Here is a 16,277-nt window from a genome sequence, read left to right on the forward strand (position 1 = left end):
TCATGAGCACTTCCGTGGTCCTCCCCGCGCTCGGCGAGAGCGTCACCGAGGGAACGGTCACCCGCTGGCTCAAGCAGGTCGGGGACACGGTCGAGGCAGACGAAGGTCTGCTGGAGATCTCCACCGACAAGGTCGACACCGAGATCCCGTCGCCCATCAGCGGTGTGATCGAAGAGATCCTCGTCCAGGAGGACGAGACGGTCGAGGTCGGCGCCGTGCTGGCGAAGATCGGCGACGGCTCCGGAGCCGCCGCCCCCGCTGACGAAGCGCCCGCCGCGGAGACCCCCGCACCGGCCGAGCAGCCTGCCGCTGAGCAGCCCGCCGCCGAGGCCCCTGCAGAATCGGCTCCGGCCGAGCAGCCCGCACAGCCCGCCGCCTCCGACTCGGGAGACGCCAAGGACGTGGTCCTGCCGGAACTGGGCGAAAGCGTCACCGAGGGTACCGTGACCCGCTGGCTCAAGCAGATCGGCGACGACGTCGCGGTCGATGAGCCGCTCCTCGAGATCTCGACCGACAAGGTCGACACCGAGATCCCCGCGCCGTTCGCCGGCAAGCTCGTCGAGATCCTCGTGCAGGAGGACGAGACCGTCGAGGTCGGCGCTGCGCTTGCCCGCATCGGCTCCGGCGCGCCCGCCCCCGCAGCAGAGGCTCCGGCTCCGGCCGCCGAGTCCGCGCCCGCCGAGGCTCCGGCCCCCGCCGAGGAGAAGAGCGCCCCGGCGCAGTCCGCTCCCGCCGCCGCACCGGCGCCCGCCGAGGCTCCCGCGCCGCAGAAGCAGGAGGCGGCACCCGCCGCGGCCCCGCTCTCCGTCGCCGCGGACGACGACACGCTGACCTACGTCACCCCGCTCGTGCGCCGCCTGGCTCAGCAGCAGGGTGTCGACCTCACCAAGGTCAAGGGCACCGGCGTCGGCGGACGCATCCGCAAGGAGGACGTGCTCGCTGCCGCCAAGGCGCCGGCACCCGCCGAGGCGGCTCCGGCTGCCGCTGCCCCCGCCGTCGAGGTCTCCGAGCTGCGCGGCACCACCCAGCCGATGTCGCGTCTGCGCAAGGTCCTCGCCGAGCGCGCGGTCGCCTCGATGCAGCAGACGGCGCAGCTGACCACGGTGGTCGAGGTCGACGTGACCAAGCTCTCGGCTTTCCGCGACCAGGTGAAGGGCACGTTCCTGGAGAAGACGGGCGACAAGCTGTCGTTCCTTCCCTTCTTCGCACTGGCCGCCGCTGAGGCGCTCAAGACGTACCCCGTCATCAACTCGACCGTGGACGGCGACAAGATCGTCTACCCGGCGACCGAGAACCTCTCGATCGCGGTCGACACCGAGCGCGGGCTGCTGACCCCGGTGCTGCGCGACGCGGGCGACAAGAACCTCGCAGAGATCGCACACGAGATCGCCGACCTGGCTGCCCGGACGCGCAACAACAAGCTGAAGCCCGACGAGCTCGCCGGCGGCACCTTCACGCTGACCAACACCGGCTCGCGCGGCGCGCTCTTCGACACGCCTGTGGTGTTCCTGCCGCAGACGGCCATCCTCGGCACCGGAACCGTCGTCAAGCGGCCCGGCATCGTTCAGGTCGACGGGAAGGATGCCATCTCGGTGCGCTCCTACGTCTACCTCGCCCTGTCGTATGACCACCGTGTCATCGACGGCGCCGACGCAGCGCGCTTCCTGAGCGCGATGAAGGCGCGCCTCGAGGCGGCAAACTTCGAGGGATCGCTCGGCATCTGAACCCGTTCATGGCTGATCCGCGACGTCGTAGGCGTCGCGGATCAGCCATTTCCGCTCCACCTCGACGATGACGAGCAGGCGATCCGGCTGCGCCCCCGGCACCGAGGGTGAGACCCGCAGCACCGCGACGCCACCATAGTCGTCCACCAGCGTGATCCGACGCTCCTCGGGACGCTCCGCCAGGATCCCGTCGACCACCGGCCGCCCCGGCGTCTCGCGCAGCCGGTTCAGGCAGGCTTCGTCGCCGCAGGCCGACGCCGCGTCGAGCAGCGTCCGCCCCCGCTGCTCGGGGTCTTCTGCCGCCCGCGCATCCTCAGCACCGGCGGCATCCGCGCTCCCGCTGGCAGCCTGCGCCGCGGCATCCGCATCCGGCTGCGCGCCGGGTGACTCGAGCGCCGGCGGCGGTCCGGTGGCGGTGCCCGGTGACCCCGGGGTGGGGGACGGCGACCGCCGTGCGTCGATCGTCTGCCCGGTGGGCGCAGCGGGCGGCGCGGATTGCTCCGGCCACATCATGCCCGCGGTCAGCACAGCCGCCGCGACGGCGACCCCGATGAGCGCAGGGCGTCGTCGAGGTCGTGCGGCGGCGCGCGCCGACGCAGGCGGCTCCGCACCCACCCCCGCCGCCGCCGCGGAACCCGCCCCCGGCGCATCCCGTCTCCGGCGCTGCCGGGGGCGCCGAACCCGGGGCTCGCTGCGGCGCCGCGTCCACCACACCCGCACGTCGTCGCGCGCGCGCAGCACGCGGTCGGCGACATCGGCGTCGACGTGGCGCGCGACGGCGGCCCGCAGCGCCGATCGCGACGGTGCCGCCGCGTGGTCGACCGCCGCAGCCACCGAGCGGGCTGCCGCCGGGGCGGGCACGCTCGTGATGAGCGCGGCCGGCTCCGCGGCGGCGAACAGCAGATCCTCCGCCTGCATGATCGCGGACGCGTTGCCACCGATGGCGTCGTGCGCAGCATGCAGCGCCGTGCTCAGCACCGGGTCGGCCGAGGACGCCGCCAACTCACTCAGGAGGTTGCGAGTCTCGGTCGCCGCGTTCTCATCGCCGGTCAGCGCGAGAACCGGTCGCCCGTCCTCGGCGATCCACCATTTCCCGGGCGCTTCGGCGCCCGCCTCCTCCGTGCCACGCAGCAGACTGACCGCCACCGTCACCGCCTCCCCCGCCGTCAACGGCGCCCGCACGCGGTCGCGCTGGTGCAGCAGCACGTCGAGTCGTCCGCGACACAGATCGAACACCGCCTCGTGCCCCGTCGCCGTGCGCACGACATCGGTGGGCGCCAACAGGTGCCCTCCCGTCGGGGCGCGCCACACCTCGCTGCCGGCGAGCAGCGCGGCATCCACGTGCAGCGTGCTGCGGCCGTCATCCTCCCGCACGATCACCCCGGGCCAGGGCGCACCGTCTGCGGCGACCCGCACGACGGTGCCGCCACCGAGGAGAGAGCCGGCGGAGCGCAGGCGATCAGGGGGATTCATGCCCCCGATTGTGCGCACGGGTGAGGACACGGATGCGTGGTGAATGCGGCATCCGGGGATAACCAGCGCTTCCCGTCGGCGGTGCAGGAGACGAGGCGCCGAAAGGTAGGCTGGTGGGCATGGCCGCACGCACTCCCGCACCAGAGAAGCGCCCTGGTCTGATCTCTCAGATCAAGTCGCTGTTCGTCTTCACCAAGAACGTCTACCCGTGGCTCGGGTGGCTCCTCATCGGCATCATCGTGCTGGGCATCGCCCTGGGCGTGCTCGTCGGGTTCCTCATCCCGCCCACGGCGGTGTGGAGCATCATCCTCTGGGGCGTCAGCGGTCTCATGGCCGGCGTCCTCGCCGCGATGATCACGATGACACGCCTGTCGACACGTGCGATGTACCAGAAGATCGACGGCATGCCCGGCGCGGCCGGACACATCCTCTCCACGGGGCTGGGACGCAAGTGGCAGGCGAACGAGATGCCCGTGGGCGTGAACCCGAAGTCGCAGGATGCCGTGTATCGCGTCATCGGTCGCGGCGGCGTCGTCATCGTTGCCGAGGGTGCGCGCGGCCGTCTGACGCGCCTCGTCGCCGACGAGCGCGCCAAGGTGCAGCGTGTCGCGTCCGGCGTGCCGGTGACCGTGCTCTACATCGGTCACGGCGAGGGCGATGTGCCGATCTCGAAGCTGGCATCCACCATCAAGGCACTTCCGAACAAGATCGACCGCTCGACGATGGCGGCCGTCATCAAGCGCGTCGACTCGGTGTCGAAGTCCGTGACCTCGCTGCCGATCCCGAAGGGCATCGACCCCACGAAGGTCCGCGCTCCGCGTCCCCGCTGACGCCGCTGCCCGGCCTCAGGCGCGGACGAGCACCGTGCCGGCTGCCTTGTCGTGCAGGCCGCGGCCGTCGGCATCCCAGATCGCTGCCGGGATCACCAGCACCAGCAGCAGCGTGCGCAGCACGGGACGCCACAGCCCCGGCCAGCCGCCGGTGGCGAGGTTGACCCGCATGCCGAGCAGTCGGTGACCCGGGCTCCCGCCCAGGGTCGGAATGAACACGATCTGCAGGCCGGCGAAGAGCGCCAGGATCAGCAGCGGCGGAGCCGAGTAGTCGCCGACCGTCGCGAGGGTGATCGCGATGGCGACGATGTAGGCGCTGGTGTAGTCGATGAACAGCGCGCCGACACGCCGACCGAGCGGGGCGAGACTGCCGGCACCTGTCGCCGGGAGACCCAGTCGCTCGCCGGGATACGTGTCGTCGAGGGGGGTTTCTGGCACGTCTCCAGCCTATCCGGCCTCGCGTAACATGGCTGAAACATGGGGGATACTGCCGAGCAACTCCCCCCGACTACGGTCGGAAGTGCCCGCCCGCCGGGTCCCGACACCAGCCCCACCTTTGGAGAACGCATGTTCCGTGATTCATCAGAGGTGCTGAAGTTCATCCAGGACGAGGACGTCAAGTTCCTCGACATCCGTTTCACGGATCTCCCGGGTGTCCAGCAGCACTTCAACATTCCCGCCTCCACGGTCGACGAGGAGTTCTTCACCGTCGGCCAGTTGTTCGACGGGTCCTCGATCCGCGGATTCGCGAACATCCACGAATCGGACATGCAGCTGATCCCGGATGTCTCGACGGCGTACCTCGACCCCTTCCGCGAGGCGAAGACGCTGGTGATGATCTTCGACATCTACAACCCGCGCAACGGCGAGATCTACGCCAAGGACCCGCGTCAGGTCGCCAAGAAGGCGGAGAAGTACCTCGCGTCCACCGGCATCGCCGACACCGCGTACTTCGCCCCCGAGGCGGAGTTCTACATCTTCGACGACGTGCGCTACGAGGTGAAGCAGAACTCGAGCTTCTACCACGTCGACTCTGAAGAGGGCGCCTGGAACACCGGCCGCGTGGAAGAAGGCGGAAACCTCGCCAACAAGACCCCCTTCAAGGGCGGCTACTTCCCCGTCAGCCCGGTCGACAAGCAGGCCGACCTGCGCGATGACATCAGCCTGCGTCTCATCGACGCCGGCCTGCACCTGGAGCGCGCCCACCACGAGGTGGGCACCGGCGGACAGGCGGAGATCAACTACCGCTTCGACACCATGGTGCACGCGGCAGACGACATCCTGAAGTTCAAGTACATCGTCAAGAACACCGCGCTCGAGTGGGGCAAGGTCGCGACCTTCATGCCCAAGCCCCTCTTCGGTGACAACGGTTCGGGCATGCACACCCACCAGTCGCTGTGGCGCGACGGCAAGCCGCTGTTCTACGACGAGAAGGGCTACGCCCAGCTCTCGGACACCGCACGCTGGTACATCGGCGGCATCCTGGCCCACGCGCCGGCGCTGCTGGCGTTCACCAACCCGACGTTGAACTCCTACAAGCGCCTGGTGAAGGGCTATGAGGCTCCGGTCAACCTGGTGTACTCGGCCGGCAACCGCTCCGCAGCCATCCGCATCCCGATCACGGGTTCGAACCCGAAGGCCAAGCGCGTGGAGTTCCGTGCGCCCGACGCCTCCGGCAACCCGTACCTCGCGTTCGCCGCTCAGCTCATGGCGGGCATCGACGGCATCCAGAACCGCATCGAGCCGCACGAGCCGGTCGACAAGGACCTGTACGAGCTTCCCCCCGAGGAGGCCAAGAACATCCCGCAGGTTCCGAACTCGCTGCTGGACTCGCTCGAGGCGCTGCGCGCCGACCACGACTTCCTCACGCGCGGCAACGTCTTCACGCCCGAGCTGATCGAGACGTGGATCGAGTACAAGATCGAGAACGAGATCAAGCCGATCGCGGCGCGTCCGCACCCGTTCGAGTACGAGCTGTACTTCGGCGTCTGATTCCGAGGGGTCTTAGGGACCGCACTCCCGGTTCCGAGGCCAGCAATTTACTGAGCCCCAGACAGCAGATGCTGTCTGGGGCTCAGTCTATCTCTGGACGTTTACGGACGGCTACGGGGAGTAAACGGACAGGTTCTCGGACAGTGCGGATGACCGCTTCCGCGCACGCGCAGCGACGGCAAGAGGCACAGGCGAGACGCGGCGGGCCCGCAGCGTGTGGTTCGCTGGTCGGATGGCCGCCGTGATCGCCCCATCTGACGACGACGAACCCTTCGACGAGGGCGAAGAAGAGGCGTCCGCCCACGAGGGCGACGTGCCGGCCGACGACACTTCGGGAGAGACCCCGCAGCACACGCGCATCCGTTTCACGATTCGTGGCGACGACGGCGAGCCGCTGGACCCGAAGGATCTGACCGCGTTCAAGGGGGCACTCCCCTCGGGTTCGCTGGGACGAATCTTCGACGACGACTTCATGCGGTCTGTGACCAGCCCGTTCATGCAGCAGACCGAGACGCTGAAGCTCAGCGACTCCCTGATATGGCTCCTCGGCCAGACGTCCGACCCCGGTGCCTTCGGGTCCGACGGGCTGAAGGTCACAGGCCTTACTAGCAACGCCTTCTTCTTTCCCGAAATGAATGCTTCGACATCGCAGTTGATCTCCTCGGCGATCGACCCTTCCGCGTGGGTGAAGGACTACGAGGGGCTCGCCGGCGCCGCATGGATGGAGAACATTCCGCCACTCATCGACACCGGCTGGATGAAAGACCTGCCCGGACTCACCGGTGTCGGGTCGATCACTGGCAACCTGTTCACGGACGCGCAGATGCGGGCGATACTCCCGGCGATCGTCATGCCAAATCTCGGCTTGGCGTGAGGAACGAACTGGTGACAGGTGCGGTTTAGGCCGCGAGTGTGAGCGGCTCGGTTAGCTTGGCCTCGAACTCGATGGGCGTCAACCCGCCGAGGGTGTCTTGAGCTCGTTGGCGGTGGTACTTCCGCTCGATCCAGACGACGATCGCGAGCCGCAGTTCCTGCCGAGTCGCCCACCTCTGCTGGTTGAGGACGTTCGTTTGAAGAAGCGACCAGAAGCTCTCCATCGCGGCGTTGTCTCCGGCGGCGCCGACGCGGCCCATCGATCCGACCATGTCGTGACGGCGCAGCTCGCGGGCCATCGCTCTGCTGCGAAATTGGCTGCCTCTATCGGCATGCAGAATGCACCCGGCGACGTCACCTCGTCGCGCGACGGCGTTGCGGAGCGCGTCGACGGCGAGTTTCGAGGTCATCCGGTCGGAGATCGAGTACCCGACGATCCGGTCGAATGCACGTCCTTGATCGCGCAGCAATACAACTTGCCCTCGGCCGTGCGGTGCTCCGTGATGTCGGTCAGCCACACCCGGTTCGGCGTCTCAGCACGGAACGCCGGGCCTCGTCGGCCAGGTATCGGTACCCGGACGTGGGGTCGTCGTGGTGCGCGTCATGCAACGCGTTGATCCGGTGCGCCCGGAGCACGTCAGCGTCCCGCACAGGGTCGTTACGCCACCTGTAATAGGGCTGGCGGGCGAGCTTGAGGACCCGACACGACACCGTCACGGGGATCCCCGCGTCGGCGAGCTCGGCAACGAGCGGGTATGTCATTTTGGAGAGCCACCGAGTTTCAGGTTCGCCTGCGACAGATACGCCGCAGCCCGCCTGAGAACCTCGTTCTCCTGCTCGAGCAACCGGATACGTTTCTTCAGCTCGCGCGCTTCCGCAGCATCGGCCGCAGTCTGACCGGGACGATTGCCGTCCTCGACATCGGCCTGGCGGAGCCAGTTCTGCAACGTTGCTTCGCTGATACCGAAGTCGGTGGCGATCTGCTTGATGGTGACGCCACTCTCGCGAGGCCTCTCGACCGCGACAACGTCCTCACCGAACTCCTTGGGGTACGGACCGGGCATGATGACATCCTTCCCGCCAGCGCTCCCAGCACTAACGATCAGTTGTCACCGATTCGTTCCTCACGCCCATCCTCTTCACCCCCGGCGCCTGTATGCGCTGGATGCAGCGCGAGCCGAGGAATATCGCTTTCCGATTCCGGGAAGCGACGACCTCCCTATTCGAGCTAACGCGGCCCTCCGCGGCGACGGATTACCGTCGCGGTTGCGAGTACGCTCACACCACCAAAACCTACGAGCATCATCAGCCCTGCAACCCAGGCGCTCGCGCTGGAAAGCATAAGGACCAATCCTCCAACCGCGGCGATTGCGGCGATCACAGCGAGCGCTTTCATCATTCCTCCGTCAGTAGCATGAGTCGTACACGCCCCAAGCGGACCCTACATATCCCGCGAGAGCGAGCCCCACCATAATCGAGCCGCCCAGCGTCACGGGGGCGGTGAGTATGGCGCCGACCAAGCCCGCAGTCCCCACTAGCGCAAACGTAAACGCCCACCCGCACGACATGTAGCCGGTGGGGTCGGTGTTGTTGATGGGGTCGCATCCGGCGTAGGCGTATCGGTTGGGTCTGCCGCACGGATAGGTGACGGGTTGCAGTCACGCCGCGAGGGCGACGTCGGTGTTCATGATTGCTTCGTACTCGATGGGGTCCAAACCGTGGAGCCGCTTCTGTCGACGGCGCCGGTGGTAAGTGCGTTCGATCCAGGTGACGATTGCGATACGGAGCTGGTCCCGGGTGTCACAAGATCGGCGGTTGAGGACGTTCTTCTGCAGCTTGCGCAACTGATTCCGCATGCAGCTCCCGCAGCCGCAGCCGCAGCCGCCGGCGCCTAGATCCAATCCGATTCCCATGGCGACTCCCCAGCCGGTGCGGCTCAACGCCGACGCATAGTCACGACGATTCCGACTGTCGACGCGAGGAGCAGTAATACACCCAGGACGGGCACCGACCAGCTTGACGCCCACCCGAGAGCGAGAGATCCGACGATCAAGATCGCTCCCAGGATCAATCCAGCTGAGTAGACGATTACCAGCGCGGCCTTCGTAGCGTTCTTTTGCATGGTCATTACCTAACTGAGCGCCTGCGTAACTAGTGATCCGACGAAGCCCCCAATGGCGCCCGAAACAAAGCCCGCTAGAGCACCCGATCCACAGCCAGCTAGAGCCGTCGGCCCGCCTGGTGATGTGGCTACAGCGCCGATGGCACATCCGGCTGCCGCGCTACCCACGCCGCCCGCCAGGCCAGCGACGGACGCGTCTGAGAGGCTAATGCGCCCAGTGGGGTCAACATTGTTGATGGGATCACCGGCGGCGTAGCCGTATCGGTTGGCGTTGCTGGGGTCGAGAGGGCTGTCGAGGGTGTCTTGTTGGGTCCAGCGGCCGAGGGTGGGGTTGTACCAGCGGTTTCCGAAGTGCACCCACCCGGTGGCGCGGTCCTGGATGCCACCCTGGAACAGGAACGGGTTCTGGGAGAGCCCGGTGCCGCCGCTGTTGGAGGTGACGGTCGGGAGCCCGTACGGGTCGTACTGGTAGGTGTAGCCGGTGCCGGCGAAGTCGCGGAGGATGGCGGTGGGGTTTCCTGTGCCGTCGTAGACGTACAGGCTGACGGTGCCGGTGGAGGTGCGCAGCATCAGCGGCTGCCCGGTGACCGGGTCGTTGTCGACGTACGCGGTGACCGAACCGATCTTGGCTTGCTCGATGACGGGTTGGCCGACCTGGTTGGTGCGACCGTAGACGAGGTTGTAGGTGGCGGTGGGAGTCTGCTGCTGCAGCACCTCGACCTGGCTGGTGCCGGCGTACTTGTACCCGAAGGTCCCGCTGGCGTTGGTGGCAGAGGTCATCTGCTCGGCGCCGTTGTAGGCGTAGGTGCCTGCGGTGTCGGCGGTCATGTTGCCTGCGCCGTCGAATGTGTACCCGGTGGTGGTGACCTGGTTCGCCGCGTTGAAGGTGAGGGCCTGTGAGGTCGTGGTGCCGCCAGTGGTGCCTGCGGTGAGGCGGTTTCCGCGGGCGTCGTAGGTATAGGTCCAGGTGGTGGGGTTGGTCCCGCCGGTCTGGGAGGCGCCGGTCAGTCGCCCTGCCCCGTCGTAGCTGTAGCTGGTGACCTGCCCGGTGATGTTGTTGCGTTCCCATTGCAGCTTCGCCCGGTCGCCGGATGTCTGCGCTGCGCAGGTGGGGGCAGGAGTCCCGGTGTTGTAGCAGTAGGAGATGTCGCTGATCGTGGTGACGGTGCCATCGTTGGTCATCGACTCCGCGATGGCGCGGCTGACTCGGCCGCTGGCGTCGTAGTCCTGGTGGGTGTGGCCGCGCCAGCTGGTGTTCGCGGCGTTTGCGGCCAGCCAGGAGTCGGTGCGTCTGCCCTGGTCGTCGCTGGCGAAGTTCAGCATCTTCGTCCCCGAGCTTGTCGGGTAGGCGATGCCGGTGGGGGTGCCGGAGTTGTCGAAGTGGTTGGTGACAGTGCCGCGGCTGTCGGTGACGGTGACGAGGTTGGATGACTTGTCATACCCGTAGGTGATGGTTCCGCCGGCGAAGGTGTTCGCGCGGGCGGTGAGGCGGCCGAGCTGGTCGTAGGTGTAGGTGGTGGTGCCGTTCGCGTCAACGCGCGTCTTCGGGCGGCCATTGTCGTCATACGTGTTCGTCACCGTCGCAGTCCCGCCGCTGAAAGCGGTGGACAGCAGCCGGTCCTGCTTGTCGTAGCTGTACGTGACCGTGACACCCTTGCCGTCCGTGGCGGTGCGCACCCGTCCGAAGTCGTCGTACGTGAAGTTCCGGACCCCGAGGGAGGAGCCTGTGACGGGTGTTACTCGCGTCAGCTGCGCGTTGGCGTTGTACGTGTACTTGGTGGTGTTGGACCCGTTGCCGGGGGCGGCGGCGGTCGCGACGGTCCCGTTCGTGTTGTAGGTGAGGGCCGCGGTAGCTGCGACCGCGTCGGAGGTGGTCAGCGGGTTGCCGGCACCGTTGTACGTGTACGTGGTGGCGTTCCCGGCGGAATCGGTCGAAGTCGTCGGCAGGTAGCTTGTCTCTGCGGCGGTGTTGCCGTACGCGAAGGCCTGTGTGGCGCCGGCGGGTGACTGCACGCTCGTGAGTGAGTCGCCGTTGTTGGCGCCGTAGGTGGCCATGGTCGTGGACGCTGCGTTCCCCGTCCCCGACGTTGCTGAGGCGACATCCCCGTTGGCGGTGTACGTCGCGGCGCGGCTGCGGCCCATCTCGTCTGTTGCAGAGCTGACGAGGCGATTCCCGTCGATGCGGTACTGGATGTGGGGAACGGACGCGACAGCAGTGGACTGGTTGGTGTTCGGGCGGGCCACGAGAGTTGTGCCTGCGGACGGGTACGCCAGGCGGGTGATGGAAGCGCCCGGGGAGCCTGCGGAGCTGTTTGCCCGGTTGACGGAGAGGACCTTCCTCGACCCGGACTCGTAGGTGATCGTGGTCACCCCGCCGTCCGGTGCGGTGATGGTTGTGAGGTTACCCCCGGAGTACCCGAAGGTGGTCTGCTTCCCGTTGGCGTCGGTGATCTTCACCAGGTTCGACGCAGCGTCCTTGGTGTAGACCACCGAACGGCTCGAGTACCCGGAAGCCTGCGACACGGTCAGCGTGTAGGTGGCGGCGTTGTACGCGAAGGTCGCGGTCCGCGCCTGGGTGGGCCCGGCTGTGGACACGACAGTGCTGAGACCGCTGGGCCCGTAGGTGAGGGCCGTGGTGTTGCCGTTGCGGTCCGCGATGCTCACCGGCCGGCCGTCGGCGTCGAAGGTGACGACGTTCCAAGAATCCCGGAACGTCAGCCGGTACTGCGAGCCCACTGCCGCAAGGTCAGCTCGCAACCCCGCCGGGGCGGCGAAGGTTCCCCCCGTGCCCGCGGTGAACGTCCACACCCCGCCGTCAGCGGCGACGTACACCACCGCCCCATCCGCGCCGGCTGCGAGGCTGCCCACCCCTTGCACGCCGAGGGTCCAGCGGTGCGCCGCCAGCGTGCCGGTGCTGCCATTCTGGCTACTGAACGAGTTGTAGGCCTGGCTGATAGCCACACTGCTGTTCACACCGGGCAGCTGCAGGGACGCCGTCTGCAGGCGCAGGTTGCCAGTGCCGACATCCACGAACACGGTCGCCTGATCCGAGATCGGGAACTCCAACTCCGTGGCCCCCGGACGGTCACCGGCGCGCACGGTGGAATAGGGCCCGACAGGAAGTCCGGTCGCGGAGAGGGCTGACGCGGGAGGCGCAGGAAACAGCAGAAGCAGGCCGATAGCCGCGGCCGCTGTGCCTCTCGTGAGACGTTCCCGCCAACCATCCGCGCGCGTACGTGCCGACACACAGCCCCCAACCGGTCGTCGTTCCCCAATGAACTCCCGTGTCAGCGGCCTAATCTGCGTGACGGGTGCCTGAAAGCTAGCGCATAGCAATCGGAAAGGTAAAGGGATCCGCCTATGCGAACCTGACGGTCACCCCACCACCCAGCACCGGCCGGCGAGACACCGGCAACAACCTCGCACACCTAGGACAATCCAACGCGCCCGAAAACCGGGCGCGTTCGCATTTTCAAGCCTAAAAGGTGGAGCCCACCTACCCACGCACCTCGGCGAGAGCCCGGGTACCCAGAAAACGAGAAGGGCACCGGCTCGAAGCCAGTGCCCTTCTCGTTTCTCGGCCGTTTTGCAATCAGTATTGCCAACAGCCCACCGGTCGGGATGACAGGATTTGAACCTGCGACCCCTTGGAGGATTCGGGCGATTTCCGAATCTCACCGGATGTCTTGGAAACCCTCGCGTTCCCTTGTGTTGACAGGGAACCGGACGGTTCGAATGGCCCGAGTGTATCCGGTTGGCTCGGGTCGTCCCTGGGTGATTGAGGTGGGAAAGTGATGACCTTCGGGTCCCGCGCTGGACGCGGCGAACTGAATCGGCCTGACTTTCGTTCCGTTCTTCAAGTAAGGATGGAACACGATGAACAGGAAGTATTCGCCGGAGATGCGTGAGCGGGCGCTCAGGATGCTCGCGGAGACGCGGCCGTCGCACCCGACGATGATGAGCGCCGTCCGGCATGTCGCCGGGCTGCTCGGGATGAGTCCGGAGACGCTGCGGTTGTGGCAGCGTCGCTACGAGGTCGACGCCGGGGTGAAGCCCGGCGTCACGACTGAGGCCGCGGCGGAGATCAAGCGGCTGCAGAAGGAGGTCTCGGAGTTGCGGAAGGCGAACGAGATCCTCAAGGCTGCGAGCATCTTTTTCGCGAAGGAGCTCGACCACCCCTCGACGAGATGATCCGGTTCATCAACGAACACCGGGATCGTTTCGGGGTCGAGCTCATCTGCCAGGTCCTCCGACCGGCAGTGAGAGGGTTCCTCACCTCACGCGGCTACCGTGCCGCGGTGAATCGGACTCCGTCCGCGAGACGGCTCCAGGATGATCTGCTGGTGCCCGAGGTCGCTCGGCTGCATGCGGAGAACTACGGCGTCTATGGGCGCCGGAAGATGCACGCGCTGATGCGACGGCAAGGGTGGGAGATCGGTCGGGACCAGACCGAACGGCTGATGCGGCTCGCCGGTGTTCGCGGGGTGCGCAAGTCTAAGCGAGTGTTCACGACGAAGTCTGATCCCGCCCTGCAGCGGCCGACCGATCTCGTCAACCGCCGATTCACCGCCGACGGTCCCCGCCGGCTCTGGGTCTGCGACGTGACCTATGTCGCCACCTGGTCCGGTTTCGCATACGTCGCGTTCGTCACCGACGTCTACTCCCGGCGCATCGTCGGCTGGAACGTGGCGGCGACTTTGAAGGCGGAGATCTTGCCGATGCAGGCGCTCGATATGGCGGCGTGGGACGCCGGCGATGACCTCACCGGGCTGACGCACCACTCGGACCACGGATCGAACTACATGGCGATGGTCTACACCGACCGGATCGTCGAGCTCGGCGCCGTTCCCTCGACCGGAACGGTCGGCGACAGCTTCGACAACGCGATGGCCGAAGCAGTCAACAACCTCTACAAGACCGAGCTCATCCGCCAACGCGGACCCTGGCGCACCGTCGAACAGGTCGAACTCGCGACCCTCGAGTGGGTGTGGTGGTGGAACAACCAGCGCCTCCACGGCGAGCTCGACATGCGCACCCCCGCCGAGGTCGAGCAGGCGTACTACGCTGACCTCGAATCAGCCCAGCCGGCCCCTGCCGGACAAAGCTCCCAATAGGAACGAAAGCCAGGCCGATTCAAACCCTTCCCGTCCCGGATGCTTCGGTTGGGACACGGCCCCCTCCTGAGATGTGGAAGGCGCCTCCTGGGGTGGAGACCCCCTACGTTTGTGCGTCGTCTGGTGGGAGTTCGGCGTCTAGATTCGGAGGGTGGGCGCGTTCGTTCGGTATCAGAGCATCGTTCCTAGTCGCCGCGACCGATTCCCGGGCGTGTTCGCTCTCGTGAACGCCCTGGTCCAGGACTCGCTGCTGTCCAGTGAGAACGCCGTATGGGTCCGTTCATCGAACGATCGCGCCAATGCGGCGTACCCGGATCCAACAACCGTGGTCGCGGACTGCTACGACCCGATCGTGAACCCCGGAGCCAGTTCATGGTTTAGATCGTCGGCGAGGGACTTGCTTGGCCTCACCCGTGAGTATCTCGATCTCCTGGATCGTTACGGGGTGCGATGGGTCGACCTGCGGACGGGCACCCCCGGCAGGATCACATACGAAGATGACGTCAGGTCGTTGCGGTTCCATACGCCCATCCCGATGACTGGCCGTTCGCGCGCTCACTCCCTTGACCTCCGGTCGCCTAGAGGGTGCCGTGACCCGGGTTTCCTTGCTGGCGTCTGTTCCGAGACCGTACGTTGCTCGCATGAAGCGGTCATCACGAGAACCTCGCACACGGCGACTAATACCCTGCGTATTCGCGGCACCGTGAGCGCTCCGACTGCCACAGAAGCAATGCCCCGCACAAACCGAAGTGTGACACGACGACCGAGGATCGTTCCGCCAGCAGCGTTCGCAACGTCCCGCGCAACTACCGCTCGGGATGGCTTTCTGCGGCCACGGAGTCAGACAAACTTCGACGGAGGACAATCCCCCGCGATCTGGAGCTGACCCAGACGACGGCACCTGCGGCGAGGAGGGTGAGTAGGAGTGCCGTGCTGTATCCGATTAGCGACATCACACCGCGCTCGGGGAGGAGAAACCCGTAGGGAACCCATCCGTCGGTCGCTCCACGGATAAGGACGACTCCCAGCCATGCGACCGGGTAGGGCAGGATGATCCACAATGTGCGCCACTGCAACGGGGCGCGGTCGCCGATGAGACCCCAGTCCAGTAACACGAACACCGGGAAGACCACGTGGAGGACAGCACTCACCCACGCAGGCGCGGTACCGGTGCCCGGAACGAGTCCGTTGTAGATGACAGCCACGACGAGCAGATACGCCGTCACGACCCCGCGTGCAATAACCAACCACTGCGGCGCGGGTTGATCGCGGAGTGACAGCGAGCCGGTGGCAGCCAGAACGAGAGCCGCGAGCAGGCTCGTCTGATTCGTGAAGTAACCGAAGTAGTCGAAGGGATTGTCGTCACCTACCGCGATGCGTCCCGCGAAAGTATGCAGCAGAAGGACAACCACGAAGACCGCGGCGCTGATACGCACGATACCGATGCGGAGCACCGCCCTATGGGAGCCGATGGTGCGAATCACATCAGACAGCCTAGATATGCTCCGATCAAACGATGAATGGAGTCGGCAAATGCGAGCACGGCGTTCTCTGCCCGGGGCAGTGGCATTGGCGATCCTCGTCTCGTGCGCCGGATGCTCGACGATCCCGAGTCCTCCAGCCGCGGTCGGGGAGAACTTTCCCGGCACGTGTCTCCCGGCCGAACTGTCGTGGCCAACTGATTTTCTTGAGTCGTTGCCGGACGGCAACATCGGCCGCTTCCTGCAATGCGGCCAGCGCCTCGGGTTCGGTCGCTCCGCTGCCGCTCGGACGACGCTCGCGCCCGTTACCGTCGTAGACGCGTCCTCGCGCGATGACGAGACCGCTCGGCTCAACGGTGTAGGTCACCTTGCCGAGTTCGCCAAGCGCGCGCTTCGGCCGCGCCATCAGTCGCCCGCCCTGTCCATAGGAACCACGATCCGCCCTGCGATGAACGCCTCGATATCCTCATCGCGGTAGCGGACGTTGTGCGCCGAGAGTGCGACGAACGGCAATCCGAGACCTCGGCTGCGCGCGCGCTCCGTCCGCCAGTCAGCGAGCGTCCTGATGGGGATGCCCGTATAGTCGGCAAGCTCCTGCGGAGTCCAGAGGCGAGTGCGGTCGGCGCTCATATCAAACAGGTAGGCGGTACCTCCCGTAGACCCCCAGG

General features: G+C 66.6%; 10 protein-coding genes and 1 pseudogene. 5 read left to right on the plus strand and 6 right to left on the minus strand.

All coding sequences use genetic code 11. The features are described 5' to 3' along the window. Positions 1–2 precede the first annotated feature (2 nt). Positions 3–1,724, plus strand: coding sequence for a 2-oxoglutarate dehydrogenase, E2 component, dihydrolipoamide succinyltransferase (sucB, locus tag QNO26_RS07565; RefSeq protein WP_257530867.1), 1,722 nt, complete (start codon positions 3–5; stop codon positions 1,722–1,724). 6 nt (positions 1,725–1,730) lie between these two features. Here the strand turns inward: sucB and QNO26_RS07570 are convergent, their stop codons facing one another. Further along, positions 1,731–3,197, minus strand: a complete 1,467-nt coding sequence (locus tag QNO26_RS07570) for a hypothetical protein (RefSeq protein WP_257638381.1) — start codon at positions 3,195–3,197, stop codon at positions 1,731–1,733. A gap of 119 nt (positions 3,198–3,316) precedes the next feature. Between QNO26_RS07570 and QNO26_RS07575 the strand changes: the two genes are divergently transcribed. Continuing rightward, positions 3,317–4,027, plus strand: a complete 711-nt coding sequence (locus QNO26_RS07575; RefSeq protein ID WP_257530863.1) for a DUF4191 domain-containing protein — start codon at positions 3,317–3,319, stop codon at positions 4,025–4,027. Positions 4,028–4,042: 15 nt separating this feature from the next. On the opposite strand, the gene QNO26_RS07580 is transcribed toward QNO26_RS07575, so the two are convergent. Beyond that, positions 4,043–4,465: an RDD family protein gene (locus QNO26_RS07580; RefSeq protein ID WP_257530861.1), complete on the minus strand. Its 423-nt coding sequence runs from the start codon at positions 4,463–4,465 to the stop codon at positions 4,043–4,045. A 129-nt stretch (positions 4,466–4,594) separates the two neighbouring features. On the opposite strand from QNO26_RS07580, the gene glnA reads away from it, so the two are divergent. Together glnA and QNO26_RS07590 are read left to right on the plus strand one after the other, a co-directional pair. Continuing rightward, positions 4,595–6,019: a type I glutamate--ammonia ligase gene (glnA, locus tag QNO26_RS07585; protein ID WP_257530859.1), complete on the plus strand. Its 1,425-nt coding sequence runs from the start codon at positions 4,595–4,597 to the stop codon at positions 6,017–6,019. Between the two features lie 232 nt (positions 6,020–6,251). Further along, positions 6,252–6,893, plus strand: a complete 642-nt coding sequence (locus QNO26_RS07590) for a hypothetical protein (protein ID WP_257530857.1) — start codon at positions 6,252–6,254, stop codon at positions 6,891–6,893. 25 nt (positions 6,894–6,918) lie between these two features. Here QNO26_RS07590 and QNO26_RS07595 read toward each other — a convergent pair. Together QNO26_RS07595 and QNO26_RS07605 are read right to left on the minus strand one after the other, a co-directional pair. Further along, positions 6,919–7,956, minus strand: a pseudogene (locus tag QNO26_RS07595) (IS3 family transposase). 1,067 nt (positions 7,957–9,023) lie between these two features. Beyond that, positions 9,024–12,044, minus strand: a complete 3,021-nt coding sequence (locus QNO26_RS07605) for an RHS repeat domain-containing protein (RefSeq protein ID WP_257638382.1) — start codon at positions 12,042–12,044, stop codon at positions 9,024–9,026. An 846-nt stretch (positions 12,045–12,890) separates the two neighbouring features. On the opposite strand from QNO26_RS07605, the gene QNO26_RS07610 reads away from it, so the two are divergent. Beyond that, positions 12,891–14,128 (plus strand): IS3 family transposase gene (locus QNO26_RS07610; protein ID WP_257638774.1). Its coding sequence is split into 2 segments (ribosomal slippage): positions 12,891–13,176 and positions 13,176–14,128, totalling 1,239 coding nucleotides; the frame shifts between segments, so codons are not numbered across the junction. Positions 14,129–14,934: 806 nt separating this feature from the next. On the opposite strand, the gene QNO26_RS07615 is transcribed toward QNO26_RS07610, so the two are convergent. Both QNO26_RS07615 and QNO26_RS07620 read right to left on the minus strand, forming a co-directional pair. Further along, positions 14,935–15,612, minus strand: a complete 678-nt coding sequence (locus tag QNO26_RS07615; protein ID WP_257530853.1) for a Pr6Pr family membrane protein — start codon at positions 15,610–15,612, stop codon at positions 14,935–14,937. Between the two features lie 402 nt (positions 15,613–16,014). Next, on the minus strand, positions 16,015–16,239 hold the full coding sequence (locus QNO26_RS07620; RefSeq protein ID WP_257530851.1) for a helix-turn-helix transcriptional regulator: 225 nt from the start codon (positions 16,237–16,239) through the stop codon (positions 16,015–16,017). Positions 16,240–16,277: the final 38 nt, after the last annotated feature.

Origin of the sequence: Microbacterium sp. zg-Y1090 (genome assembly GCF_030246945.1) — a bacterium.
Lineage (GTDB): Bacteria > Actinomycetota > Actinomycetes > Actinomycetales > Microbacteriaceae > Microbacterium > Microbacterium wangruii.

What these genes read in the sequence shown, in the direction of transcription:
- sucB (WP_257530867.1), top strand. Translation starts at nt 3, where the DNA reads ATGAGCACTTCCGTGGTCCTCCCCGCGCTCGGCGAGAGCGTCACCGAG.
- QNO26_RS07570 (WP_257638381.1), bottom strand. Translation starts at nt 3,197, where the DNA reads ATGAATCCCCCTGATCGCCTGCGCTCCGCCGGCTCTCTCCTCGGTGGC.
- QNO26_RS07575 (WP_257530863.1), top strand. Translation starts at nt 3,317, where the DNA reads ATGGCCGCACGCACTCCCGCACCAGAGAAGCGCCCTGGTCTGATCTCT.
- glnA (WP_257530859.1), top strand. Translation starts at nt 4,595, where the DNA reads ATGTTCCGTGATTCATCAGAGGTGCTGAAGTTCATCCAGGACGAGGAC.
- QNO26_RS07590 (WP_257530857.1), top strand. Translation starts at nt 6,252, where the DNA reads ATGGCCGCCGTGATCGCCCCATCTGACGACGACGAACCCTTCGACGAG.
- QNO26_RS07620 (WP_257530851.1), bottom strand. Translation starts at nt 16,239, where the DNA reads ATGAGCGCCGACCGCACTCGCCTCTGGACTCCGCAGGAGCTTGCCGAC.